This is a genomic window from Pseudomonas sp. 65/3-MNA-CIBAN-0223, assembly GCF_040310425.1.
GTDB lineage: Bacteria > Pseudomonadota > Gammaproteobacteria > Pseudomonadales > Pseudomonadaceae > Aquipseudomonas > Aquipseudomonas gregormendelii.
Genome location: NZ_JBEOPV010000005.1, coordinates 296,871 through 319,029 on the forward strand (window position 1 = coordinate 296,871; position 22,159 = coordinate 319,029).

Annotated in this window: 22 protein-coding genes; 14 read left to right on the forward strand and 8 right to left on the reverse strand. The window is 59.4% G+C overall.

What is annotated here, in order from left to right:
* Window positions 1–310: 310 nt before the first annotated feature.
* From AAEZ09_RS08025 to trpE, 8 genes are all read left to right on the forward strand, one after another.
* Window positions 311–1,435 (forward strand): ABC transporter ATP-binding protein, encoded by a 1,125-nt coding sequence (locus AAEZ09_RS08025; protein WP_045059978.1) that lies wholly within the window; start codon window positions 311–313, stop codon window positions 1,433–1,435.
* Between the two features lie 43 nt (window positions 1,436–1,478).
* Window positions 1,479–2,522, forward strand: a complete 1,044-nt coding sequence (locus AAEZ09_RS08030) for an ABC transporter substrate-binding protein (RefSeq protein ID WP_045059979.1) — start codon at window positions 1,479–1,481, stop codon at window positions 2,520–2,522.
* A 169-nt stretch (window positions 2,523–2,691) separates the two neighbouring features.
* Window positions 2,692–3,939: an ABC transporter permease gene (locus AAEZ09_RS08035; protein WP_045059980.1), complete on the forward strand. Its 1,248-nt coding sequence runs from the start codon at window positions 2,692–2,694 to the stop codon at window positions 3,937–3,939.
* Between the two features lie 12 nt (window positions 3,940–3,951).
* Window positions 3,952–4,776 carry an ABC transporter permease gene (locus AAEZ09_RS08040; protein ID WP_045059981.1) on the forward strand — a complete coding sequence of 275 codons (825 nt, stop codon included), beginning with the start codon at window positions 3,952–3,954 and terminating at the stop codon, window positions 4,774–4,776.
* Window positions 4,777–4,979: 203 nt separating this feature from the next.
* Complete coding sequence (locus tag AAEZ09_RS08045) at window positions 4,980–6,128, forward strand: iron-containing alcohol dehydrogenase (RefSeq protein WP_122841264.1); 1,149 nt, start codon at window positions 4,980–4,982, stop codon at window positions 6,126–6,128.
* 80 nt (window positions 6,129–6,208) lie between these two features.
* Window positions 6,209–6,883 carry a ribulose-phosphate 3-epimerase gene (gene rpe / locus AAEZ09_RS08050; RefSeq protein WP_350598949.1) on the forward strand — a complete coding sequence of 225 codons (675 nt, stop codon included), beginning with the start codon at window positions 6,209–6,211 and terminating at the stop codon, window positions 6,881–6,883.
* On the forward strand, window positions 6,880–7,698 hold the full coding sequence (locus AAEZ09_RS08055; protein ID WP_045059984.1) for a phosphoglycolate phosphatase: 819 nt from the start codon (window positions 6,880–6,882) through the stop codon (window positions 7,696–7,698). The genes rpe and AAEZ09_RS08055 overlap by 4 nt, the downstream gene beginning before the upstream one ends.
* A gap of 71 nt (window positions 7,699–7,769) precedes the next feature.
* Window positions 7,770–9,251, forward strand: coding sequence for an anthranilate synthase component I (gene trpE, locus AAEZ09_RS08060; RefSeq protein ID WP_350598951.1), 1,482 nt, complete (start codon window positions 7,770–7,772; stop codon window positions 9,249–9,251).
* A 78-nt stretch (window positions 9,252–9,329) separates the two neighbouring features.
* Here trpE and estP read toward each other — a convergent pair whose 3' ends face one another.
* Window positions 9,330–11,237, reverse strand: a complete 1,908-nt coding sequence (gene estP, locus AAEZ09_RS08065; protein ID WP_350598953.1) for an esterase EstP — start codon at window positions 11,235–11,237, stop codon at window positions 9,330–9,332.
* A 407-nt stretch (window positions 11,238–11,644) separates the two neighbouring features.
* Here estP and AAEZ09_RS08070 point away from each other — a divergent pair, with 407 nt between their 5' ends.
* From AAEZ09_RS08070 to AAEZ09_RS08085, 4 genes are all read left to right on the forward strand, one after another.
* Window positions 11,645–12,238 (forward strand): aminodeoxychorismate/anthranilate synthase component II, encoded by a 594-nt coding sequence (locus AAEZ09_RS08070; protein WP_007980194.1) that lies wholly within the window; start codon window positions 11,645–11,647, stop codon window positions 12,236–12,238.
* A 9-nt stretch (window positions 12,239–12,247) separates the two neighbouring features.
* Window positions 12,248–13,297: an anthranilate phosphoribosyltransferase gene (trpD, locus tag AAEZ09_RS08075; RefSeq protein WP_350598954.1), complete on the forward strand. Its 1,050-nt coding sequence runs from the start codon at window positions 12,248–12,250 to the stop codon at window positions 13,295–13,297.
* The gene (gene trpC, locus AAEZ09_RS08080) at window positions 13,294–14,130 is read left to right on the forward strand and encodes an indole-3-glycerol phosphate synthase TrpC (RefSeq protein WP_045059988.1); all 837 of its coding nucleotides are present in this window, start codon (window positions 13,294–13,296) and stop codon (window positions 14,128–14,130) included. The genes trpD and trpC overlap by 4 nt, the downstream gene beginning before the upstream one ends.
* 97 nt (window positions 14,131–14,227) lie before the next feature.
* Window positions 14,228–14,929: a lipoate--protein ligase family protein gene (locus AAEZ09_RS08085; RefSeq protein ID WP_350598957.1), complete on the forward strand. Its 702-nt coding sequence runs from the start codon at window positions 14,228–14,230 to the stop codon at window positions 14,927–14,929.
* Here AAEZ09_RS08085 and crp read toward each other — a convergent pair.
* Complete coding sequence (gene crp / locus AAEZ09_RS08090) at window positions 14,926–15,570, reverse strand: cAMP-activated global transcriptional regulator CRP (protein ID WP_045059990.1); 645 nt, start codon at window positions 15,568–15,570, stop codon at window positions 14,926–14,928. The genes AAEZ09_RS08085 and crp overlap by 4 nt on opposite strands.
* Window positions 15,571–15,830: 260 nt before the next feature.
* On the opposite strand from crp, the gene AAEZ09_RS08095 reads away from it, so the two are divergent.
* Window positions 15,831–16,253, forward strand: a complete 423-nt coding sequence (locus AAEZ09_RS08095) for an OsmC family protein (protein ID WP_045059991.1) — start codon at window positions 15,831–15,833, stop codon at window positions 16,251–16,253.
* Window positions 16,254–16,492: 239 nt separating this feature from the next.
* On the forward strand, window positions 16,493–17,287 hold the full coding sequence (gene speD, locus AAEZ09_RS08100) for an adenosylmethionine decarboxylase (RefSeq protein ID WP_045059992.1): 795 nt from the start codon (window positions 16,493–16,495) through the stop codon (window positions 17,285–17,287).
* Between the two features lie 165 nt (window positions 17,288–17,452).
* Here the strand turns inward: speD and coq7 are convergent, their stop codons facing one another.
* From coq7 to hemJ, 6 genes are all read right to left on the reverse strand, one after another.
* Window positions 17,453–18,100, reverse strand: coding sequence for a 2-polyprenyl-3-methyl-6-methoxy-1,4-benzoquinone monooxygenase (coq7, locus tag AAEZ09_RS08105; RefSeq protein ID WP_045059993.1), 648 nt, complete (start codon window positions 18,098–18,100; stop codon window positions 17,453–17,455).
* 232 nt (window positions 18,101–18,332) lie between these two features.
* Window positions 18,333–18,671 carry a histidine triad nucleotide-binding protein gene (locus tag AAEZ09_RS08110; protein WP_045059994.1) on the reverse strand — a complete coding sequence of 113 codons (339 nt, stop codon included), beginning with the start codon at window positions 18,669–18,671 and terminating at the stop codon, window positions 18,333–18,335.
* 80 nt (window positions 18,672–18,751) lie between these two features.
* Window positions 18,752–19,540: an SDR family NAD(P)-dependent oxidoreductase gene (locus tag AAEZ09_RS08115; protein ID WP_045059995.1), complete on the reverse strand. Its 789-nt coding sequence runs from the start codon at window positions 19,538–19,540 to the stop codon at window positions 18,752–18,754.
* A gap of 62 nt (window positions 19,541–19,602) precedes the next feature.
* Complete coding sequence (locus tag AAEZ09_RS08120) at window positions 19,603–20,574, reverse strand: DUF805 domain-containing protein (RefSeq protein WP_350598960.1); 972 nt, start codon at window positions 20,572–20,574, stop codon at window positions 19,603–19,605.
* A 48-nt stretch (window positions 20,575–20,622) separates the two neighbouring features.
* Window positions 20,623–21,591: an NAD(P)H-dependent flavin oxidoreductase gene (locus AAEZ09_RS08125; protein ID WP_045059997.1), complete on the reverse strand. Its 969-nt coding sequence runs from the start codon at window positions 21,589–21,591 to the stop codon at window positions 20,623–20,625.
* A 33-nt stretch (window positions 21,592–21,624) separates the two neighbouring features.
* Window positions 21,625–22,053, reverse strand: a complete 429-nt coding sequence (gene hemJ / locus AAEZ09_RS08130; RefSeq protein ID WP_045059998.1) for a protoporphyrinogen oxidase HemJ — start codon at window positions 22,051–22,053, stop codon at window positions 21,625–21,627.
* Between the last annotated feature and the right edge of the window lie 106 nt (window positions 22,054–22,159).

The window sequence follows — 22,159 nt, forward strand, 5'->3', positions numbered from 1 at the left end:
CGAAGGCTGCGATCTTTTGATCTTTCCTTTAGGAGCCACAATCAAAAGATCGCAGCCTTCGGCAGCTCCTACGGGGATATGTGGCGACATATCTATCTGCGACATCCCTTCAAGCCGCTTTTGCCTGTGCCTCAAGCCTGTAGCTGGCAAGGTGCCGGTGCATTTGCCCAAACGCGCCATCCTTGTAGGGCAATCCCTACCCCCAACCTTCCAGCCGGCTGAGGCGATTCTCTCCTGCCCCCCGATTTGCGTGGTCCCCAGCGTCCACTAGGCTTAGTCCACAGCAGTCATCAACAACAAAGGTGTGGGTATGAGCCAGGTCGATTCAAGCGCAGGGGCCAGCGACATTCTGGTCAGCTTTCGTGGAGTGCAAAAGAGCTACGACGGCGAGAACCTGATCGTCAAAGACCTCAACCTGGATATTCGCAAAGGCGAATTCCTCACGTTGCTCGGGCCGTCCGGCTCCGGCAAGACCACCAGCCTGATGATGCTCGCCGGTTTTGAGACCCCGACCGCTGGCGAAATCCTGCTGGCCGGGCGCTCCATCAACAACGTGCCGCCGCACAAGCGTGACATCGGCATGGTGTTCCAGAACTACGCGTTGTTCCCGCACATGACCGTTGCCGAGAACCTTGCGTTCCCGCTGAGCGTGCGCGGCCTGAACAAAAGTGATGTCAGCGACAAGGTGAAAAAAGTCCTGAGCATGGTTCAGCTCGACGCCTTCGCCCAACGCTATCCGGCGCAGCTGTCTGGTGGCCAGCAGCAGCGCGTGGCCCTGGCCCGGGCGCTGGTGTTCGAGCCGCAACTGGTGCTGATGGACGAACCGCTGGGCGCACTGGACAAACAACTGCGCGAACACATGCAGATGGAGATCAAGCATCTGCACCAGCGCCTGGGCGTGACCGTGGTCTACGTGACCCACGACCAGGGAGAAGCGTTGACCATGTCGGACCGCGTGGCCGTGTTCCACCAAGGCGAAATCCAGCAGATCGCCCCGCCGCGCAGCCTCTACGAAGAGCCGAAGAACACCTTCGTCGCCAACTTTATCGGTGAGAACAATCGCCTCAATGGCCGCCTGCACAGCCACACCGGTGACCGCTGCGTGGTCGAGTTGGGCCGTGGCGAGAAGGTTGAAGCCCTGGCAGTGAACGTCGGCAAGACCGGCGAGCCAGTCACGCTGTCAATTCGCCCGGAGCGCATAAGCCTCAACGGTTCGAGCGAATCCTGCGTCAACCGCTTCTCAGGACGGGTGGCGGAATTCATCTACCTGGGCGACCACGTCCGGGTACGCCTGGAAGTCTGCGGCAAGACCGATTTCTTTGTTAAACAGCCGATAGCCGAGCTCGATCCCGCGCTGGCCGTTGGTGACGTAGTACCGCTTGGCTGGCAAGTCGAACACGTTCGCGCGCTCGACCCACTTCTAGAGGCGAATTAATCGCCCCCTGCAACACCAACCCTGCACGTGGAGAACAATATAAATGTTGAAATCCCTGAAATTCACCGCCCTGGTCATGGGCATGATCGGTGCGGCACACGCAATGGCGGCAGGTCCCGACCTGACTGTCGTGTCCTTTGGCGGGGCGAACAAGGCGGCGCAGGTCAAAGCCTTCTACGCACCTTGGGAAGCGGCGGGCAACGGCAAGATCGTGGCGGGCGAATACAATGGCGAGATGGCCAAGGTCAAGGCCATGGTCGACACCAAGAGCGTGTCCTGGGACCTGGTGGAAGTTGAATCGCCAGAACTGTCCCGCGGCTGCGACGAAGACATGTTCGAGCAACTCGACCCGGCACTGTTCGGCAAGACCGAAGACTACGTCAAGGGCGCCATCCAGCCGTGCGGCGTAGGCTTCTTTGTGTGGTCGACCGTGCTGGCCTACAACGCCGACAAGCTTAAAACCGCGCCGACCAGTTGGGTGGATTTCTGGGACACCAAGCAGTTCCCGGGCAAGCGTGGCCTGCGTAAAGGCGCCAAGTACACCCTGGAATTCGCCTTGATGGCCGACGGCGTAGCGCCCAAGGACGTCTACAAAGTGCTGGCGGGTAAAGACGGTCAGGACCGCGCGTTCAAGAAGCTCGACGAGCTCAAGCCAAGCATCCAGTGGTGGGAAGCGGGCGCACAACCGCCGCAGTACCTCGCTTCGGGTGATGTGGTCATGAGCTCGGCGTACAACGGCCGCATCGCCGCCGTGCAGAAGGAAAGCAACCTGAAGGTCGTGTGGAACGGTGGCATCTACGACTTCGATGCCTGGGCCATTCCTAAAGGTCTGGACAAGGCGCGTGCTGAAGCGGCGAAGAAATTCATCGCGTTCTCGGTGCAGCCACAGCAGCAGAAGACCTACTCGGAAAACATCGCCTACGGCCCGGCCAATACCCAGGCCGTACCGTTGCTGGCCAAGGATGTCCTGAAGGACATGCCGACCACCCCGGAAAACATCGCCAACCAGGTGCAGATCGACGTCAGCTTCTGGGCTGACAACGGTGAGCAACTGGAGCAGCGTTTCAATTCCTGGGCGGCCAAGTAGGAGCTGCCGAAGGCTGCGATCTTTTGATCTTGATCTCCAGCGATCTCAAGGCCGCCAAAAGATCGCAGGCTGCGCCAGCTCCTACAGGGGGCGGCGTGTTTCATGAATGTTGATGTAATGCGGCATTACTTCGGTAATGCCGCCCATCCAAAGATTTCCGGAGTACGCCATGGCCACCGCCATTCCCCTGAACGCGGGCACTGACCCCACCTTGAAGCAGCGGCTCAAGCACGCCGAGCGGATCAACCGCTGGAAAGCGCAAGCCTTGATCGCGCCGCTGGTGCTGTTCCTGCTGCTGGTGTTCCTGGTGCCGATTGTGGCGCTGCTCTATAAAAGTGTTGGCAACCCGGAGGTGGTCGGCGGTATGCCGCGCACCGTGGCTGCCATCGCCAGTTGGGATGGTCGAGGCCTGCCCGCTGAACCGGTCTATAAAGCCGCCAGCGAAGACCTTGCCGAAGCTCGCAAGAATCAGACCCTGGGAGACCTGTCCAAGCGCCTGAACATGGAATTGGCCGGCTACCGCAGCCTGTTGACCAAGACTGCGCGTGCCTTGCCGTTCGCCACTGAACCAGCCTCTTATAAAGAAGCGCTGGAAAGCCTCGACGAGCGTTGGGGCGACCCAGCTTATTGGCAAGCCGTGCGCCGCAATACCAGCAACATCACGCCTTATTACCTGCTGGCTGCTGTCGATCACCGCATCGACGACCTCGGCGAAGTGGCCCCGGCCACTCCCGACCAGGCGATCTACCTCGACATCTTCGCCCGTACTTTCTGGATGGGTCTGGTCATCACGGCGATCTGCCTGGTGCTGGCGTATCCACTGGCTTACCTGCTGGCCAACCTGCCTTCACGGCAAAGCAACCTGTTGATGATTCTGGTGCTGTTGCCTTTCTGGACCTCGATTCTGGTGCGAGTCGCAGCCTGGATCGTGTTGCTGCAATCGGGCGGCCTGATCAATAGCGGGCTAATGGCCATGGGCATCATCGACAAGCCGCTGGAACTGGTGTTCAACCGTACCGGGGTCTACATCTCGATGGTGCACATCCTGCTGCCGTTCATGATCCTGCCGATCTACAGCGTGATGAAAGGCATCTCGCCTACCTATATGCGCGCGGCGATTTCCCTGGGCTGCCATCCGTTCGCCAGTTTCTGGCGGGTATACTTCCCGCAGACCTATGCCGGTGTAGGTGCCGGTTGCCTGTTGGTGTTCATCCTCGCCATCGGCTACTACATCACGCCCGCGTTGTTGGGTAGCCCGAACGACCAGATGGTCAGCTACTTCGTCGCCTTCTACACCAATACCAGTATCAACTGGGGCATGGCGACCGCACTGGGTGGGCTGCTGCTGTTGGCGACCGTCGTGCTTTATCTGATTTACAGCTGGCTGGTAGGCGCCAGTCGCCTGCGCCTGAGCTAAGGGGAGAACGGAATGCTGAGTCCTTACATGTCGCCCATCGAACGGGTGTGGTTCTACAGCTTGCGGATTCTCTGCGGCTTGATTTTGTTGTTCCTGATTCTGCCGGTGCTGGTGATCATTCCGCTGTCGTTCAACTCGGGCAGTTTCCTGGTGTACCCGCTGCAAGGCTTTTCGCTGCACTGGTATCAGGACTTCTTCGCCTCGGCGGAATGGATGCGCGCCCTGAAGAACAGCATCATCGTGGCCCCGGCGGCCACGGTGCTGGCGATGATCTTTGGCACACTGGCAGCGATCGGCCTGACCCGGGGCGATTTCCCGGGCAAGGCGCTGGTGATGGCCCTGGTGATTTCGCCGATGGTGGTGCCGGTGGTAATCATCGGTGTGGCGAGTTATCTGTTCTTCGCACCACTGGGGCTGGGCAACAGTTTCTTCTCGCTGATCGTGGTGCACGCGGTGTTGGGTGTGCCCTTTGTGATTATCACCGTGTCGGCGACGTTGCAGGGGTTCAACCAGAATCTGGTGCGCGCCGCAGCAAGTCTGGGGGCTTCGCCGCTGACTGCGTTCCGTCGTGTGACCTTGCCGTTGATTGCACCGGGGGTGATTTCCGGGGCGCTGTTTGCTTTTGCGACTTCGTTCGATGAAGTGGTCGTGACGCTGTTCCTGGCCGGTCCTGAACAAGCGACCTTGCCACGGCAGATGTTCAGCGGAATTCGCGAAAACCTCAGCCCGACGATCGCCGCAGCTGCGACGCTGTTGATCGCCTTCTCGGTGATCCTGCTGCTGACCCTGGAATGGCTGCGCGGGCGCAGCGAAAAACTGCGGACCGCACAGGTCTGACACGTCCCTTCCTGTAGGAGCTGCCGAAGGCTGCGATCTTTTGATCTTAGGAATCAAGGTCAAAAGATCGCAGCCTTCGGCAGCTCCTACAGAGGGTTTGTGCGGGATTGAGTGTTCCAGGTCATTCACACCCTGAATACCAGACAACCTCCAATCCCCAGCTACTATTGTTGCCCAGCTCCTACCTATAAGAGGCTGCGCACATGAGTCTTTCCTCTTTCAAAATCGCCCACAAACTGATCACCGGTGCAGGTGCCATCGAGCAGCTGGCCGCTGAGCTCACCCGGCTGGACATCGACCACCCCCTGATCGTCACCGATGCTGCGCTGGTTAAATCCGGCACAGTCGAGCTCGCGCTGGCGCAATTGGGCGGTCGCACTTATGAGATCTTTGACCGGGTGTTGCCGGATCCGGAAATCGCCATCGTTGAAGATTGCATGCAGGTCTATCGCGAAGGCGGGCACGACGGGCTCATCGGCCTGGGCGGTGGCAGTGCGATCGACATCGCCAAGAGTGTCGCAGCCTATGCCGGTTATCACGGTGCGCTTGAGGATTTGTTCGGTGTCGACCAGGTGCCCCGCAAAGGCCCGCCGTTGATCGCCATACCGACTACTGCCGGTACCGGCTCGGAAGTGACCAATGTGGCGATCCTGTCCGACAAGGTCGCGCAACTCAAAAAAGGAATTGTCAGCGACTACCTGTTGCCGGACGTGGCGCTGGTCAGCCCGCAGATGACCCTGACCTGTCCGCGCGGCGTCACGGCAGCGAGCGGCGTCGATGCGCTGGTGCATGCCATCGAGTCCTACCTTTCGGTCAATGCTTCGCCCATTACCGATGCCTTGGCCATCGGCGCGATCAAGCTGATTTCCGGGGCGCTGCCCAAGGCCTACGCCAACCCCTCCAATCTGCAGGCCCGCGAAGACATGGCCACTGCCAGCCTGATGGCCGGCATGGCGTTCGGGAATGCCGGGGTCGGTGCGGTGCATGCACTGGCGTATCCGTTGGGCGGGCGCTTCAATATCGCCCATGGCGTCAGCAATGCGTTGTTGCTGCCCCATGTCATGACGTGGAACAAAATGGCCTGCGTTGAGCGAATGCAGGATATTGCCGAGGCCATGGGGGTCCGTACTGCTCATCTGAGTGCCAATGAGGCCGCGCACAAAGCCGTCGAGGCGATGGCGGCATTGTGCGCTGCGGTTGAAATTCCCCAGGGCCTGCGCAGTTTCGGCGTTCCCGAGGATGCGATCCCGGCCATGGCCGTGGAAGCCGCGGGGATCGAACGTCTGATGCGCAACAATCCTCGTCAATTGAGCGCCGTCGATATCGAGAAGATCTACCGGGCGGCTTACTGATCATCGCAGTCACGTCGCGCGCGTCAAAGCATGAGGTATACAATGCGCGCCATCGTGATTTTGCTCAGAAAAGGTGCGTCATGCAGCCCTTCGTAATTGCTCCGTCGATTCTCTCCGCCGACTTCGCCCGCTTGGGCGAGGAAGTGGACAACGTCCTGGCCGCTGGCGCCGACTTCGTCCACTTCGACGTCATGGACAACCATTACGTGCCGAACCTGACCATCGGTCCGATGGTCTGCGCGGCGCTGCGTAAATACGGCGTGACCGCGCCGATCGACGCGCACCTGATGGTCAGCCCGGTAGACCGTATAGTCGGCGACTTCATCGAAGCCGGCGCGACCTACATCACCTTCCACCCGGAAGCGACGCAGCATGTCGACCGCTCCCTGCAACTGATCCGCGAGGGAGGCTGCAAGTCTGGCCTGGTGTTCAACCCGGCGACTCCGCTCGACGTACTCAAGTACGTGATGGACAAGGTCGACATGATTCTGCTGATGAGCGTCAACCCCGGCTTCGGCGGGCAGAAGTTCATTCCGGGCACCCTCGACAAGCTGCGCGAAGCGCGGGCACTGATCGATGCCAGCGGTCGCGACATCCGCCTGGAAATCGACGGCGGCGTTAACGTGAACAACATTCGTGAAATTGCGGCGGCGGGGGCTGACACCTTTGTCGCCGGCTCGGCCATCTTCAACGCGCCGAACTACCAGGAAGTGATCGAGAAGATGCGCTTCGAACTGGCGTTGACCCGTCCATGAGTGGCTTTGAGCAGCTGTTCCCGGGGGCGTTGCCGCGCCTGGTGATGTTCGATCTGGATGGCACGCTGATCGATTCGGTCCCCGACCTGGCTGTCGCCGTGGACAACATGCTGCTCAAGCTCGGCCGCCAGCCTGCGGGCCTCGAGTCGGTACGCAAGTGGGTCGGCAACGGCGCGCCGGTGCTGGTACGACGTGCGTTGGCCGGTGGCATCGATCACTCAACGGTTGATGACGGTGAAGCCGAAGGCGCGCTGGATATCTTCATGCAAGCCTACAGCGAGAGTCATGAGCTCACGGTGGTCTACCCTGGTGTTCGCGACACGCTCAAATGGTTGCACAAGCAGGGCGTGGAAATGGCGCTGATCACCAACAAGCCGGAGCGTTTCGTCGCGCCGCTGCTGGACCAGATGAAGATCGGTCGCTATTTCAAATGGATCATCGGCGGCGATACCCTGCCGCAAAAAAAACCCGACCCGGCCGCGCTGTTCTTTGTGATGAAAATGGCCAACATTCCGGCTTCGCAGTCGTTGTTCGTCGGTGATTCGCGCAGCGACGTGCTGGCGGCGAAAGCGGCAGGGGTCAAGTGCGTCGCGCTGAGCTACGGCTATAACCACGGCCGGCCGATTGCCGAAGAATCGCCGGCACTGGTGATTGACGACCTGCGCAAGCTAATTCCCGGTTGCCTGGATACGGCCTCTGGGATAACGTTGCCCGACGCTGTTCAATCCCCTAATGGAAACGCCATCGTGGTGGTCACCCGCAAACTCTGGATGAAAGTCATCAAGGCCCTGGCCCGCTGGCGTTGGCGCGCCTGACTCGATTCTGGCCGGCGTTCCGGCGCGTTTGCATACCTGACTGTTAGCACCTCAAGCCACGAGGCTACCCCATGTTCCGCGAAGAATTCCTGCGTTTGGCCGCTGCCGGCTATAACCGCATTCCCCTGGCCTGCGAAACCCTGGCCGACTTCGATACGCCGCTGTCGATCTATCTCAAACTGGCCGACCAGCCGAACTCCTACTTGCTCGAATCGGTACAGGGCGGGGAAAAGTGGGGCCGTTATTCGATCATCGGCCTGCCGTGCCGCACGGTGTTGCGGGTGCATGATCACCACGTCAGCGTGACCCACGACGGAGTCGAAATCGAAACCCACGAGACGGAAGACCCGCTGGCCTTCGTCGAAGAATTCAAGGCGCGCTATAACGTGCCGACCATTGCTGGTTTGCCACGCTTCAATGGCGGCCTGGTGGGTTACTTCGGTTATGACTGCGTGCGCTATGTCGAGAAACGCCTGGGCAAGTGCCCGAACCCGGACCCGCTGGGCGTGCCGGATATCCTGCTGATGGTCTCGGATGCGGTGGTGGTTTTCGACAACCTGGCCGGCAAGATGCACGCCATTGTCCTGGCTGATCCAGCTCAGGAAGGTGCATTCGAGCAGGGACAGGCACGGCTGCAGGAGTTGCTGGAGCAACTGCGCCAGCCAATCACTCCGCGCCGTGGCCTGGACTTCAGCAAGCAGCAAGCGGCGGACCCGGTGTTCCGCTCCAGCTTCACCCAGGACGATTACGAAAAAGCCGTCGACACCATCAAGGAATACATCCTCGCTGGTGATTGCATGCAGGTCGTACCTTCCCAGCGCATGTCGATCGACTTCAAGGCGGCACCGATTGATCTGTACCGGGCACTGCGCTGCTTCAACCCGACGCCCTACATGTACTTCTTCAACTTCGGTGATTTCCACGTCGTTGGCAGTTCGCCGGAAGTGTTGGTGCGGGTCGAAGACAACCTGATCACCGTGCGCCCGATCGCCGGCACCCGTCCACGGGGCGCCAACGAAGAAGCGGACCTGGCGCTGGAGCAAGACCTGCTGTCCGACGACAAGGAAATCGCCGAGCACTTGATGCTCATCGACCTGGGACGTAATGACACCGGTCGCGTATCGGAAATCGGCTCGGTGAAACTCACCGAGAAGATGGTCATCGAGCGTTATTCCAACGTGATGCATATCGTTTCCAACGTCACCGGGCAATTGAAAGCCGGGCTGACCGCGATGGACGCGCTGCGGGCAATTCTGCCGGCTGGCACCTTGTCGGGTGCACCGAAGATTCGTGCGATGGAAATCATCGACGAGCTGGAGCCGGTCAAACGCGGAGTCTACGGTGGAGCGGTGGGTTATTTTGCCTGGAACGGTAACATGGACACCGCCATCGCGATCCGCACGGCGGTGATCAAGAATGGCGAGCTCCACGTGCAGGCCGGTGGCGGGATCGTTGCCGACTCGGTGCCGGCCCTGGAATGGGAAGAAACATTGAACAAGCGACGCGCCATGTTCCGCGCGGTGGCGCTGGCCGAGCAAACCCCGGACGCATGAGTTGACACAAAGGGGGGCACCCCCAAAAAAAGCGGCGCCTGTGAGGGCGCCGTTTTTTTTCACCTGTCGATCAGCCGATCAGAAATCCAGCGCCACACCCAGGTTTACGCCTTGTTGGGTAAAGTCGTCATCATTGCGAATGATGTAGCTCGCGCGCAGTGCGAGGTCTTTGGTGAGGTTGTGACTCACCCCCAGGTTCACCCGGTTCAAATGACTCTGCGGGGTATAGCCTTGCAGGGTGAAATCATTGGCCGGCAAGCTATTGAGGGCGATGTTGATCTTCTGCACATCGTCCTCGTACTCGCGCTCGTAGGCATACTCACCAAACACCCGGGTTTGCGAGGTGATCTGGTACTTGCCCTGCAGGCCAACGCCCAGGCGTTTCGAGTTACGGGTCTGGTCATCAAAACTCAACGCGGTTGCGCGATTGCTATTCTCCGAGTACCCGTCGACTTCCACCTTGGCGTAATCGGCGCTGACAAACGGTGACAGGTGCCACTCGCTGCCTGGTTGGGCAATGTCGTAGCCAATGCGCGTGCTGAATGCCCACAAATGCCCGTCAGTATCGCCTTTCTCGGCACCTTCGCTGGCGCCCAGGTCGAACTTGCGCTTGAGATTGTCGTAGTCCAGCTTTCCACCTGTCAGCGCAGCATCCGCCCACCAGCGGTTCTGCTGGAACTGGGCAAATGCTGTAGCCAGGTAGCTATTGAGCTTGTAGTCCGAGTCGTTATTGCCGGCATCCAGGTTCTGCCGGTAGAAACCTGCGGCGACACCTACGCGCCAGGCGTCGTTGAGCCGGTAGCTGCCGCCCACATTCAGGTTGTAACCGCTGCCGTCGGCGCTGGCGCCGCTGCTCTGGCTGTCGAGGTCAAGATGCTGGCCGCCCCCGGCAACAATGGCTCGCCATTGCCCGACCGCTTGCCAGTCTTCCCAGTCCGATTGCCATTGGCTGCGCAGTTCGTCCTGATGCGCGCGCAAGGTGGCGTGGGCCATTTCCGGCAGCAGCGTCAGCTCCCATGGCGCGGCGAGCAGGGAATAGGCGTAATCGGCGATCAGCTTTTGCCCGGCTTCGGTCGGATGGACCCCATCGTTGTAGATCAGCTTGGTCGGGTCTGGCGTGGCACTGTTGATGCCATAGGTAGCGTTTTCCGTGCATCCATTGCCACTGAAGCAGGTTGCCGTCAGGTTCTGGTCAGTCGCCAGGCCGAAACGTCCCGGATCCGCAAAGCTCTCCTGCAGCAGCAGGGGAATGTTCAGCGGGATGATTTCGGCGTTGATGCCCTGCAGGCGCTGCACCAGCTGCAGGTTGAACTGATTGCTGAGCTGGGTGGCGGCCGTTTGCAGGCCGGTGCCATTGATGGCCGGCGTCAGGCCGATGTCCGGCAGCAACCAGACCATCACGTATTTCGCGCCGGCGGTCTGCAGCACTTGCACGCTGTCGGCCAGGCGGTCTGCGGCGGCGTTCGCCTGGGCGGGGCTGAGGATACGCCCCTGAAGGAAGTCGTTACCACCTCCCGAGAGGTAGTACAGCGCGTTTGGGTCGGCCTGGAAATTGTTCGACGGCAGATAACCGACCCGGGTGCGCTCCCCTGTAGCGGACTGGGTGGTGATCGAGTCAAGGATCTGGTCGGTGCGGTAGCCGCCGACCGCCCAGTTGTTACCATCCGCCAAACCCTGGTTGGCCCGCACGGCCGAAGTCGACGCTGCGGTTTCGTCGGCAGAGAACCCGAGTCGGCCACCCAGCAATTGGGTAGAGTTGAGCGAGCGCGACTCGCCGCTGCCATCCTGATAAACCGGCCCCGTCCGGTTGGTGTAGCGCTGGGTCGCACCTGCCGGCCCGCCTGAATCGGTAAAGGTCCCGGCATCGTTGAGGCTGTCGCCGAACACGACAAAATTGGAGTATGGGTTTGGAGCGGCGATCGCTTGGGTGCAAGCCATTGCGAGCAAGCATCCGGCGAGCGGTACAAACAGCGTCTGTTTGATCATGAGCAAGTCCGTTTATTTATTGTTGTAGTGAACGAAACGACAGTACCAAAAAAAACCGGCCTTTCGCCATCCGTCGCGATCCCTTCTAATGATTCGCCTGCGGGCGTCACCGCGATATTGCACGCTCCGCCCAGCTAAGTTACTGTGCCAAGACGTATGAATGAGACCTTCCCCGTGTTGATCATCAGCAAACTCCTGGATCAAGTCATCAAGGCACACGCCCGCTGGCGTTGGCGCGCCTGAATTCTTTGCCGGCCTCGCCGGACCTGTACCGATTTACCTTCGTTGCCCGTTTCACCTGCCGCTTTGCTGGCGCCACTCCAGCACCCGACAAAGCGCAGCGCCCTGCGGGTAATCATCTGAAGGTCATGTTCAAAAATCAGTGAATTCAAGAGGTTCCCAGCGCCATGTTGCTGATGATCGATAACTACGACTCCTTTACCTACAACGTTGTGCAGTACCTTGGTGAGCTCGGCTCCCAGGTCAAAGTCGTGCGCAACGATGAGCTCACCATTGCCGAAATCGAAGCCCTCAACCCTGAGCGCATCGTGGTGTCCCCCGGTCCTTGCACACCGACCGAAGCCGGCATTTCCATCGAAGCCATCAAGCATTTCGCCGGCAAGCTGCCGATCCTGGGCGTGTGCCTCGGGCATCAATCCATCGGCCAGGCCTTTGGTGGTGACGTGGTTCGCGCGCGCCAGGTCATGCACGGTAAGACTAGCCCGGTATTCCACGAGGACAAGGGCGTATTCGCCGGCCTGAATCGACCGCTGACGGTCACTCGTTATCACTCGCTGATCGTCAAGCGCGAAACCCTCCCTGACTGTCTGGAGCTGACGGCCTGGACTCAGCTGGAAGATGGCTCGGTCGACGAAATCATGGGCTTGCGCCACAAGACGCTGAACATCGAGGGGGTGCAGTTTCACCCCGAGTCGATCCTCACCGAGCAGGGCCACGAACTGTTCGCCAACTTCCTAAAACAAACCGGCGGCACACGCTAAGGACTTTCCATGGATATCAAGACAGCCCTGAGTCGTATCGTCGGCCAACTCGACCTGAGCACGGACGAGATGCGCGATGTGATGCGCGAAATCATGACCGGACAATGCACGGATGCGCAGATCGGCGCATTCATGATGGCCATGCGCATGAAAAGTGAGAGCATCGACGAGATCGTCGGCGCGGTGTCGGCCATGCGCGAGCTTGCGGACAAGGTCGAACTCAAGACCCTTGACGGTGTGGTCGACGTGGTGGGTACCGGCGGTGACGGTGCCAACATCTTTAACGTGTCGACCGCGTCTTCGTTTGTAGTCGCGGCCGCCGGCTGCACCGTCGCCAAGCACGGTAACCGTGCGGTGTCTGGCAAAAGCGGCAGCGCGGACCTGCTGGAGGCTGCTGGCATCTACTTGAACCTGACGCCGGTCCAGGTGGCGCGCTGCATCGACAACGTCGGCATCGGCTTCATGTTTGCCCAGACCCACCACAGTGCCATGAAGCACGCCGCCGGCCCGCGCCGCGAGCTGGGCTTGCGCACGATGTTCAACATGCTCGGCCCGCTTACGAATCCGGCCGGTGTCAAACATCAGATAGTGGGTGTGTTCAGCCAGGCGTTGTGCCGTCCCTTGGCCGAAGTCTTGCAGCGGCTTGGCAGCAAGCACGTGCTGGTGGTGCATTCCAAGGATGGCCTGGATGAATTCAGTCTTGCCGCGCCGACTTTCGTTGCGGAATTGAAGAACGACCAGATCACAGAGTATTGGGTAGAGCCTGAAGACCTGGGCATGAAGAGTCAGAGCCTGCACGGCCTGGCTGTCGAGAGTCCGGCGGCATCGCTGGAGCTGATTCGCGATGCCCTGGGCAAGCGCAAGACCGAGAACGGTCAGAAAGCGGCCGAGATGATTGTGCTCAACGCCGGTGCGGCGTTGTACGCCGCCGACCATGCCACCAGTTTGAAAGAGGGCGTTGCCCTGGCGCACGATGCGCTGCACACAGGTCTTGCTCGGGAAAAGCTTGAGGAACTGGGTGCATTTACCGCGGTATTCAGAGTGGAGAATGAAGGATGAGTGTACCGACGGTTCTGGAAAACATTCTGGCGCGTAAAGTCCAGGAAGTCGCCGAGCGCAGTGCTCGTGTGAGTCTGGCCGAGCTGGAAAGCCTGGCCAAGGCGGCCGATGCCCCCCGTGGTTTTGCCAACGCATTGATTGCCCAGGCCAAGTCGAAGCAGCCTGCCGTCATCGCTGAAATCAAGAAAGCCTCACCCAGCAAAGGTGTGATCCGCGAGCACTTCGTACCGGCCGATATCGCCAGAAGTTACGAAAAGGGCGGCGCCACCTGCCTGTCGGTACTCACTGATATCGATTACTTCCAGGGTGCCGATGCTTACCTGCAGCAGGCGCGAGCGGCGTGCAAACTGCCGGTGATCCGCAAGGACTTCATGATCGATCCTTACCAGATCGTCGAAGCCCGGGCATTGGGCGCCGACTGTGTGCTGTTGATCGTTTCCGCCCTGGACGACGTGAAAATGGCCGAGCTGGCGTCTGTCGCCAAAGGTGTCGGCCTGGACGTGCTGGTGGAAGTTCACGATGGAGACGAGCTGGAGCGGGCCTTGAAAACCCTCGACACTCCGCTGGTGGGCATCAACAACCGCAACCTGCATACCTTCGACGTGAGCCTGGAGATTACCCTGGATCTGTTGCCGCGAATTCCGCGGGATCGTTTGGTGATCACCGAAAGCGGCATTCTCAACCGTGCCGATGTGGAGCTGATGGAAATCAGCGACGTCTACGCGTTCCTCGTGGGTGAAGCGTTCATGCGCGCGGAAAGCCCGGGTACTGAACTGCAGCGTCTGTTTTTCCCCGAGCGTGGTACTGCAGTCAGCGGTTCTACCCTCGACTGAGTGCATTTTCGTAGGCAACCCAATCCCTGTGGGAGCGGGCTTGCCCGCGAAGAGGCCATCAAGAACCCCACAGACGTCATGTCTTGCTGAGTCATCCATGCCCCAGCCAATCTCTCATTCTGTAGAAGCCGGCTTGCTCGCCGAACAGGAACTGCTTGCGCAGGTCTGCACCGGTGAATCGGAATTCGGCCTGCTGTTCTGGCAGCCCAATGATCAGGCGCTGGTCATGCCGCGTCGTCTCAATCGCCTGCCTCAGTTCGAATCCGCCTGCGAAGTTTCAGCGGCAGCCGGTTGGCCAGTCTTGTTGCGTGAAACCGGCGGCGAGCCCGTGCCGCAGTCCGCTGCCACGATCAACATTGCGTTGGTTTATGCTCCACCGCGCAGCGAGGGTGACCAGAATCGTATCGAAACAGCCTATCGCCGCCTCTGCGATCCTATCTGTCAGCTGCTGGATGAGTTGGGCGGGGCGTCGTCCATCGGTGAAGTGGAAGGTGCATTCTGTGATGGTCGCTTCAACGTCAACCTGGACGGTCGGAAAATGGTTGGCACCGCTCAACGCTGGCGGCAAAGCAAGGATGGTACGCGGCCGGTCGGCCTGGTGCATGGGGCCTTGCTGCTCGATAACCAGCGCGAATCCATGGTGGCTGCGGTCAATCGTTTTAATCAAGCCTGTGGCCTGGAGCAGCGAGTACGCGCCGAAAGCCACATTGCGTTGCATGAGAAATTCGCCGCACCGCAAGCGTTGATGCGACTGGACCAACTCTACCGGCAAATGCTCAAGCAGATGTTCGGCGGTTAACGCGTGCCGAAGATCACCATGGTCTTGCCTTTGACGTTTACCAGGTTGCGCTCTTCCAGGTCCTTGAGCACGCGACCGACCATCTCACGGGAACACCCGACAATCCGCCCGATTTCCTGGCGGGTCACCTTGATCTGCATCCCGTCGGGATGAGTCATGGCGTCGGGTTGCTTGCACAGTTCCAGCAGGCAGCGCGCGACGCGGCCCGTCACGTCGAAGAAGGCCAGGTCACCGACTTTGCGGGTGGTATTGCGCAGGCGCTGGGCGATCTGTCCGCTGAGCACGTAAAGAATGTCTGGGTCCTGCAGGGATAATTCGCGAAATTTCGCATAGCTGATCTCCGCGACTTCGCATTCAATCTTCGCCCGCACCCAGGCGCTGCGTTGCTGCTCCTGGCCGGCCTGTTCGAACAGGCCCAGCTCACCGAAAAAGTCCCCGGAGTTAAGGTACGCGATGATCATCTCGCGGCCATCATCGTCTTCAATCAGGATCGTGACCGAGCCCTTGATGATGAAGAACAGGGTATCGGAGCGGTCGCCGGCACAAATGATGTTGCTCTTGGCCTGATACCGACGGCGCTGGCAATGCATGAGCAGCTTGTCGAGGTTCTTGATCTTGGGGGTGGGGGCAATAGCAACCATGGTTGTATCCCGAAAAGACTGCGCAGTAAGTTGGATTTATTTGCACGAGCTGACGACAGTTCAGGCCGCGATCGGACGATCTTGTTGTTCGCTTCAGGTCTTGCAAGGCGCCAGCGATTTGGCGCCAGCATAACAGACACTTTCTGCAGTTTTCGAGATTTTGCCTGGGGCGAGTGGTTATGTCCTGCACAGGTGAACGCTGTCAACCACGGGCCCTGTGCTAAGCTGGCGACCCTTTTTTATGTAGTGGAGTCTGGGCGATGAAGGCACGCATCCAATGGGCTGGCGAAGCCATGTTCCTCGGCGAATCCGGCAGCGGTCATGTCGTGGTCATGGACGGTCCTCCCGATGCCGGCGGCCGTAATCTGGGTGTCCGGCCGATGGAAATGCTCCTTCTGGGCGTCGGCGGTTGCAGCAATTTCGACGTCGTCAGCATTCTCAAGAAGTCGCGCCAGGCTGTCGAAAGCTGCGAAGCCTTCCTCGAGGCCGAGCGCGCGAATGAAGATCCAAAGGTATTCACCAAGATCCACATGCATTTCGTGGTCAAGGGCCGCGGGCTCAAAGAGGCTCAGGTCAAGCGTGCCATCGAGCTGTCAGCGGAGAAATATTGCTCGGCTTCGATCATGCTTGGGGCGGCGGGCGTGGCCATCACCCACGACTACGAAATCATCGAACTCGGTTGAATCGACATTCAACTATCATAAATGCAGTGCAGACTCTGGCGATCCCAAGCTGACGTCTGCATAATGCGCCACTTTTTTCAGGGTCGTGGACCGTCTGCCGACAGGCCACTCACCCGAACAGACAACCAAAATCGCCATCGCGAAGAGGTGTTAACCGTCCTACGCAGCTGCGTTGTTCGCATCTGACGGGCATGCTTGATCACGCGGCCCGGGCCGCAATACATAGAGAGTTTTTAACGGTGAAAAGCAAACTCAAGCTCCACGGGTTCAATAACCTGACAAAGACCTTGAGCTTCAACATCTATGACATCTGCTACGCGGAAACCCCGCAAGACCAACAGGCTTACGTCGAGTACATCAATAAAGAGTACAACGCCAAGCGCCTGACGCAGATCCTCACTGAAGTTGTCGATATCATTGGTGCCAACATCCTGAACATTGCCAGTCAGGACTATGAACCCCAGGGTGCCAGCGTCACGATTCTGATCTCGGAAGAGCCGGTCACCCCGACCGACAGCCAGATCGAAGAGTCTCCGGGGCCGTTGCCTGAAATTATCCTGGCCCACCTCGACAAGAGCCACATCACGGTGCACACCTACCCGGAAATCCATCCGGATGACGGTATTGCAACGTTCCGTGTAGACATTGACGTATCGACCTGTGGCGTCATTTCACCGCTTAAAGCGCTCAATTTCCTGATTCACCAGTTCGATTCGGACATCGTGACCGTGGATTATCGTGTGCGCGGTTTCACCCGTGACGTTGAGGGCAAGAAGCACTTCATCGACCACGAGATCAACTCGATCCAGAACTACCTCTCCGAAGACACCCGCGCCAGTTACCAGATGACCGACGTGAACGTGTACCAGGAAAACCTGTTCCACACCAAAATGCTGTTGAAGAACTTCGAACTGGATAACTACCTGTTCGGCGATGCCACCAACAGCCTGTCCTCTGAGCAACGCGCCCGGGTGACCGACCGTGTGAAGCACGAAATGCTGGAAATCTTCTACGCGCGCAACATGCCGACCTAAGATTTACGGGTACAAAAAAGGCAACTTCCTCACGGTAGTCGCCTTTTTTATGGTTTCCGCACACCTCTGGCTGATGCAGCGCTCTTGTGGGAGCAAGGCTTGCCCGCGATGGCGATCCGGAGAATGCCATCGCGGGCAAGCCTTGCTCCCACAGATCAGATCAGATCAGATCCGGTAGGTGCTCTTGGTCATCACCTTGGCCAACAAGCTCATCCCGAACTTCACCGGCGCCGGAAAACGAAACCCGCCCGCATCCAGCGCGCTTTCCGCGTGGTGTTCTTCATCAGTGCGCATCTGCTGCAATATCGCCCGGGACTTTTCGTCCTCGGCCGGCAACTGCTCAAGGTGTTCGTTCAGGTGTTTGCACACCTGGTGTTCGGTGGCGGCAACGAAGCCCAGGCTAACCTTGTCGCTGATCAAACCGGCCACTGCGCCAATACCGAACGACATGCCGTAGAACAGCGGGTTGAGAATGCTGGTGTGGCTCCCCAACTGGTGGATGCGTTGTTCGCACCAGACCAGGTGATCGATCTCTTCTTCTGCAGCATGTTCCATGGCAGCGCGCACGTGCGGCAGCTTGGCGGTCAGGGCCTGGCCCTGGTACAGCGCCTGGGCGCAGACTTCGCCGGTATGGTTGATGCGCATCAGGCCGGCGACATGCCGGGTGTCTTCGTCGCTCATCTGCACATCCGGTTGCACGATAGCGGGCGATGGGCGGTACGGCTGGCCACTGAAGGGCAGCAGGGTACGCATGGCAGCATCGGCTTGCAGCAGTAGACGGTCAATGGGCGAGTAGTGACGTTGGGTAGTCATGCTGACCTCCGGGAAGAATCTCGGCTACCAGTTTAACCGAATCGGCCGGGGAAGGTTTGCGTTGGGTCATTTGCCACGCGGTGATGTTTTATACGCTTATGTAGGAGCTGCCGAAGGCTCGGGCCGCGTTCGGACGATCTTTTGATCTTGTTTTCGATACCTAGAAGATCAAAAGATCGTCCGAACGCGGCCCGAGCCTTCGGCAGCTCCTACACACAGGTCGCGGTATGTCTTAGCCCGGTGGCCAGGTCATCTGCCGTTGACCCAGTACGTGCATATGGATGTGATAGACGGTCTGCCCGCCATCTTCATTGCAGTTCATCACGACACGAAAACCCTTCTCGCAACCCAGTTCCAGTGCCAGGCGCTGGGCGGTAAAGAGGATGTGCCCGGCCAGCGTTTTGTCTTCCTCGGTGAGGTCGTTGAGGGTGCGCACCGGCTTCTTCGGGATCACCAGGAAATGCACCGGTGCCTGTGGCGCGATGTCGTGGAAGGCCAGAACCTGGTCGTCTTCGTAAATGATCCTGGCCGGGATCTCCCGGTTGATGATCTTGGTGAACAGAGTATCCACAGCTGTTTTCTCCGTTGTTTGGTCTGGCCTGAGTGTACCCACGGAGCTAGCCCGGGCCCAGGGTTTTACCTTGCAGGGTATCAGCGCGGACAATAGGCCTTGTTGACCATGCCCGCGATTGTCCGGTTGAGCCAGCGTGAACCCAGGCGCGGCAGGAACGCCCGCCAGCGATTGCGTCGCCCCGGGATGATGATCGCGCGATTTTTTTCCAGGGCGCGAACGGTATAGAGCGCGACTTCTTCGGGGCTCATTGTCAGCCGGGTGTTGTTCAGCTTGTCGGTGTTCAGTTGGGCCGTGCGGAAAAATCCGGTACGGGTAGGGCCAGGGCAAAGCACCGAAACCTTGATCGCACACTTCTTCAGTTCTACGCGCAACCCTTCGGAGAAATTCAGTACGTAGGCTTTGCTGGCGTAATAGGTGCTCATCCAGGGACCCGGGTGGAAGGCTGCGACCGATGCCACGTTGAGGATTTGCCCGCCACCGTGCAGCGCCATGCTATTGCCGATGGCATGACACAGGCGAGTCATCGCCAGGATGTTCACTTCGATCAGGTCCTGCTCGGTCATCCAGTCCTGTGCGAGGAACGGGCCGCAGGTGCCAATACCGGCGCAGTTCACCAGCAGGTCGATCTGCCGGTCGCCTTCTTCAAGCTCCAGCAGGAAACCGGACAGCCGCAAGGGTTCGCCCAGGTCGCAGGCGCGAAAAAGCACCTCCACGCCAAAACGTTGAGTCAGTTCAATGGCAATGCTTTCCAGCTGATCACGCTGTCGGGCCACCAGGAGCAGGCTACGGCCGCGCCGGGCCAGCGCTTCGGCCATCGCCAGGCCGATACCGCTGGAGGCACCAGTGATCAGAGCGTAACGGGTCATGCAGTTCTCCATCGCAACAGCTCCGCGCCCGCGACGCAGGTGTCACCGGCGGGGAGTGCTGTTCATTCTTTCGCAGAGTCTACAGGTGGCTGGGCTCCTTCGGCTGCATCGTCAGCTGAATTCGGCACCGGCTCTGTTTCCACCCCGGTTTGATCTTCGATTTCGGAAGGGCTGATGGAGTCACTTTCATAAGCGCTTTGGGTCGCGCTCTGGTACTCATCCTGAATGGCCGAGAGACCACCGGCCAGGCCGCCAATGAAAACCAGGGCAATAAATACCACCCACAAGCAAGACAGGACTTTGACGGCATTGCTGTTGGGCGGAGGCGGAGCACCATAGCGGTTGGCGACACTGTTGCCCGGCATGATCATCATGACAAAGGGAAAGAAGCTGCCAACAAAAGGCACCAGGTTCAGCAGCCATAGCCAGCCCGACCAACCAATGTCATGCAGGCGCTGGACGCTGAACTGAATGCTGACGAACCCGAGCGCGGCGATCAGGATGAAAGCCAGCAGACCGGCGAGAATCAGGCCGCCGCTCGAGTCCGAACTCAAGACGGCCAGGCCCATGAGCGCCAATACGCTGCCCAGGCCAAGTGTCACCAACGTCAGGACCATCGTCCAGGCGAGAAAGCGCAAGCGACCGATACGACCCTGGAAGCTGAACGGTTTGAGTGGGGCGAACCCCGTCACCGTTTCACCGACTGCTGCGTGCGGGGGCGCGTAAGGCGATTGCGGATCCTGGACGAAGGCTGGCACAGGGGCGGGTTCATGGACGTCAGACAGGTTCAGCTCGATCGAAGGTTCACTTTCGATCCGTGCATCAATGCCGGTTTTTGCCAGTGCCTGAAGATAGGTCTGGGCATCGGAGTGCGACAGGTCGCGTTTGAGCGCAACCGGCCGGCCGCTGAATAGCCGTTCGATGGCAGCCACATCGCTCTTGAACAGCTCGGCAAGGTTGAGCTTGGCGGTGGTGATGTCAACGCCTGGCAGCAGAGCGCCGTCGAACATGATCTTGAAACGGTTTTCGCTCATTGCGAGGCATCCTTGTCGCGAGTGGTCATTGAGGAGGCGGGTAGGGGCTCATCGCGGCCAGCGTTTGGGCAGCGTCGAGGCCAGTTCCAGCGCCTTGCGGTATTCGGCATCAAGGCGTGCCACCAGTTCATCCACGCTTGGCAGGTCGTCGATTTCACCAACGCCCTGGCCCGCGGACCACACCGTCTTCCACGCCTTGGCTTCATCACTGATCGGCTTGAGCTTGGCGCCGAAATTCACTTCCCCTTTGCCTTGCAAGGCGGCTGTGTCGAACCCGGCGGCTTCCAGGCTCTGGCGCATGAAACTGGCCGGCACACCCGACACGGCTGGAGTATGGACGATATCCGCCGCCCGGGAGTCCAGCAGCATTTGTTTATAGGCTTCAGGCGCATGGCTTTCGGTCGTACCGATAAACCGTGTACCGAAATAGGCGAGATCAGCCCCCAGCAGTTGCGCGGCGAGGATCTCGTGGCCGTGGTTCAGGCAGCCAGCCAGTAGCAGCGTCTTGTCGAAGAATTGACGGATCTCGGCAATGAGCGAGAACGGGCTCCATGTTCCGGCATGGCCCCCGGCGCCGGCCGCTACCGCGATCAGGCCATCCACTCCAGCCTCGGCAGCTTTCTCGGCATGGCGACGAGTCGTCACGTCGTGAAACACCAGGCCGCCATAGCTGTGAACCGCGTCTACCAACTCCTTGACTGCGCCCAGGCTGGTAATCACGATCGGCACTTTATGCTCGACGCAAATGTGCAGATCCGCCTGCAGTCTGGGGTTGCTGTTGTGGACGATGAGATTTACTGCGTAAGGCGCCGGGTTGTCCAGAACCGCCAGACCCGCTTCGATCTCTTCCAGCCACGCCTTGAAGCCGCTGCTTTCGCGCTGGTTCAGTGCTGGAAAACTGCCAACCACGCCATTTCTGCAGCAGGCCAGCACCAGTTGCGGGTTGGAGATCAGGAACATCGGCGCCGCCACTACAGGCAGGCGCAGACGTTGTTCGAGCAAAGCGGGCAGCGACATTGGAAGTACCCCGGTGAGTTGTGTCTGTTGAGTTTAGAACGGCCGAACCACGACCAGAATTACGATAGCCAGCAATAACAGAACCGGCACTTCATTGAACCAGCGAAAGAAGACATGGCTGCGGGTGTTTTCGCCACGGGCAAAACGTTTCACTTGGGCGCCGCACATGTGGTGGTAGCCAATCAGCAACACGACCAGCGTTAGCTTGGCGTGAATCCAGGCGCCCTGGGTGAAGATGCTGGGGTTGAGGTAGATCAGGGCGACACCGAAGACCAGCGTGGCGATCATCGCCGGGCCCATGATGCCGCGGTACAGCTTGCGTTCCATCAGGCTGAAGCGTTCCTTGCTGACGGTGTCCTCGCTTTGCGCGTGATACACGAACAGGCGCGGCAAGTAGAAAAGGCCGGCAAACCAGCAGACCATGCTGACGATATGAAGCGCTTTGAGCCACAGATAAAGCATTTTAGTTATTCCCAGGTTCACGGTAGCCCGAATAGTAGAGGCTTGAGCGCCCGCACGTCACCTTGCCGGTTGTCGCAGAACGATACGGGCCCTATTATCGTCGGCT

Coding starts and splice junctions, on each gene's coding strand:
- hemJ (WP_045059998.1), bottom strand. CDS start 22,053: ATGCTTTATCTGTGGCTCAAAGCGCTTCATATCGTCAGCATGGTCTGC.
- estP (WP_350598953.1), bottom strand. CDS start 11,237: ATGATCAAACAGACGCTGTTTGTACCGCTCGCCGGATGCTTGCTCGCA.
- trpC (WP_045059988.1), top strand. CDS start 13,294: ATGAGTGTACCGACGGTTCTGGAAAACATTCTGGCGCGTAAAGTCCAG.
- AAEZ09_RS08120 (WP_350598960.1), bottom strand. CDS start 20,574: ATGAGCGAAAACCGTTTCAAGATCATGTTCGACGGCGCTCTGCTGCCA.
- AAEZ09_RS08025 (WP_045059978.1), top strand. CDS start 311: ATGAGCCAGGTCGATTCAAGCGCAGGGGCCAGCGACATTCTGGTCAGC.
- coq7 (WP_045059993.1), bottom strand. CDS start 18,100: ATGACTACCCAACGTCACTACTCGCCCATTGACCGTCTACTGCTGCAA.
- crp (WP_045059990.1), bottom strand. CDS start 15,570: ATGGTTGCTATTGCCCCCACCCCCAAGATCAAGAACCTCGACAAGCTG.
- AAEZ09_RS08035 (WP_045059980.1), top strand. CDS start 2,692: ATGGCCACCGCCATTCCCCTGAACGCGGGCACTGACCCCACCTTGAAG.
- AAEZ09_RS08040 (WP_045059981.1), top strand. CDS start 3,952: ATGCTGAGTCCTTACATGTCGCCCATCGAACGGGTGTGGTTCTACAGC.
- AAEZ09_RS08045 (WP_122841264.1), top strand. CDS start 4,980: ATGAGTCTTTCCTCTTTCAAAATCGCCCACAAACTGATCACCGGTGCA.
- AAEZ09_RS08085 (WP_350598957.1), top strand. CDS start 14,228: ATGCCCCAGCCAATCTCTCATTCTGTAGAAGCCGGCTTGCTCGCCGAA.
- AAEZ09_RS08115 (WP_045059995.1), bottom strand. CDS start 19,540: ATGACCCGTTACGCTCTGATCACTGGTGCCTCCAGCGGTATCGGCCTG.
- trpE (WP_350598951.1), top strand. CDS start 7,770: ATGTTCCGCGAAGAATTCCTGCGTTTGGCCGCTGCCGGCTATAACCGC.
- rpe (WP_350598949.1), top strand. CDS start 6,209: ATGCAGCCCTTCGTAATTGCTCCGTCGATTCTCTCCGCCGACTTCGCC.
- AAEZ09_RS08125 (WP_045059997.1), bottom strand. CDS start 21,591: ATGTCGCTGCCCGCTTTGCTCGAACAACGTCTGCGCCTGCCTGTAGTG.
- AAEZ09_RS08095 (WP_045059991.1), top strand. CDS start 15,831: ATGAAGGCACGCATCCAATGGGCTGGCGAAGCCATGTTCCTCGGCGAA.
- trpD (WP_350598954.1), top strand. CDS start 12,248: ATGGATATCAAGACAGCCCTGAGTCGTATCGTCGGCCAACTCGACCTG.
- AAEZ09_RS08055 (WP_045059984.1), top strand. CDS start 6,880: ATGAGTGGCTTTGAGCAGCTGTTCCCGGGGGCGTTGCCGCGCCTGGTG.
- AAEZ09_RS08030 (WP_045059979.1), top strand. CDS start 1,479: ATGTTGAAATCCCTGAAATTCACCGCCCTGGTCATGGGCATGATCGGT.
- AAEZ09_RS08070 (WP_007980194.1), top strand. CDS start 11,645: ATGTTGCTGATGATCGATAACTACGACTCCTTTACCTACAACGTTGTG.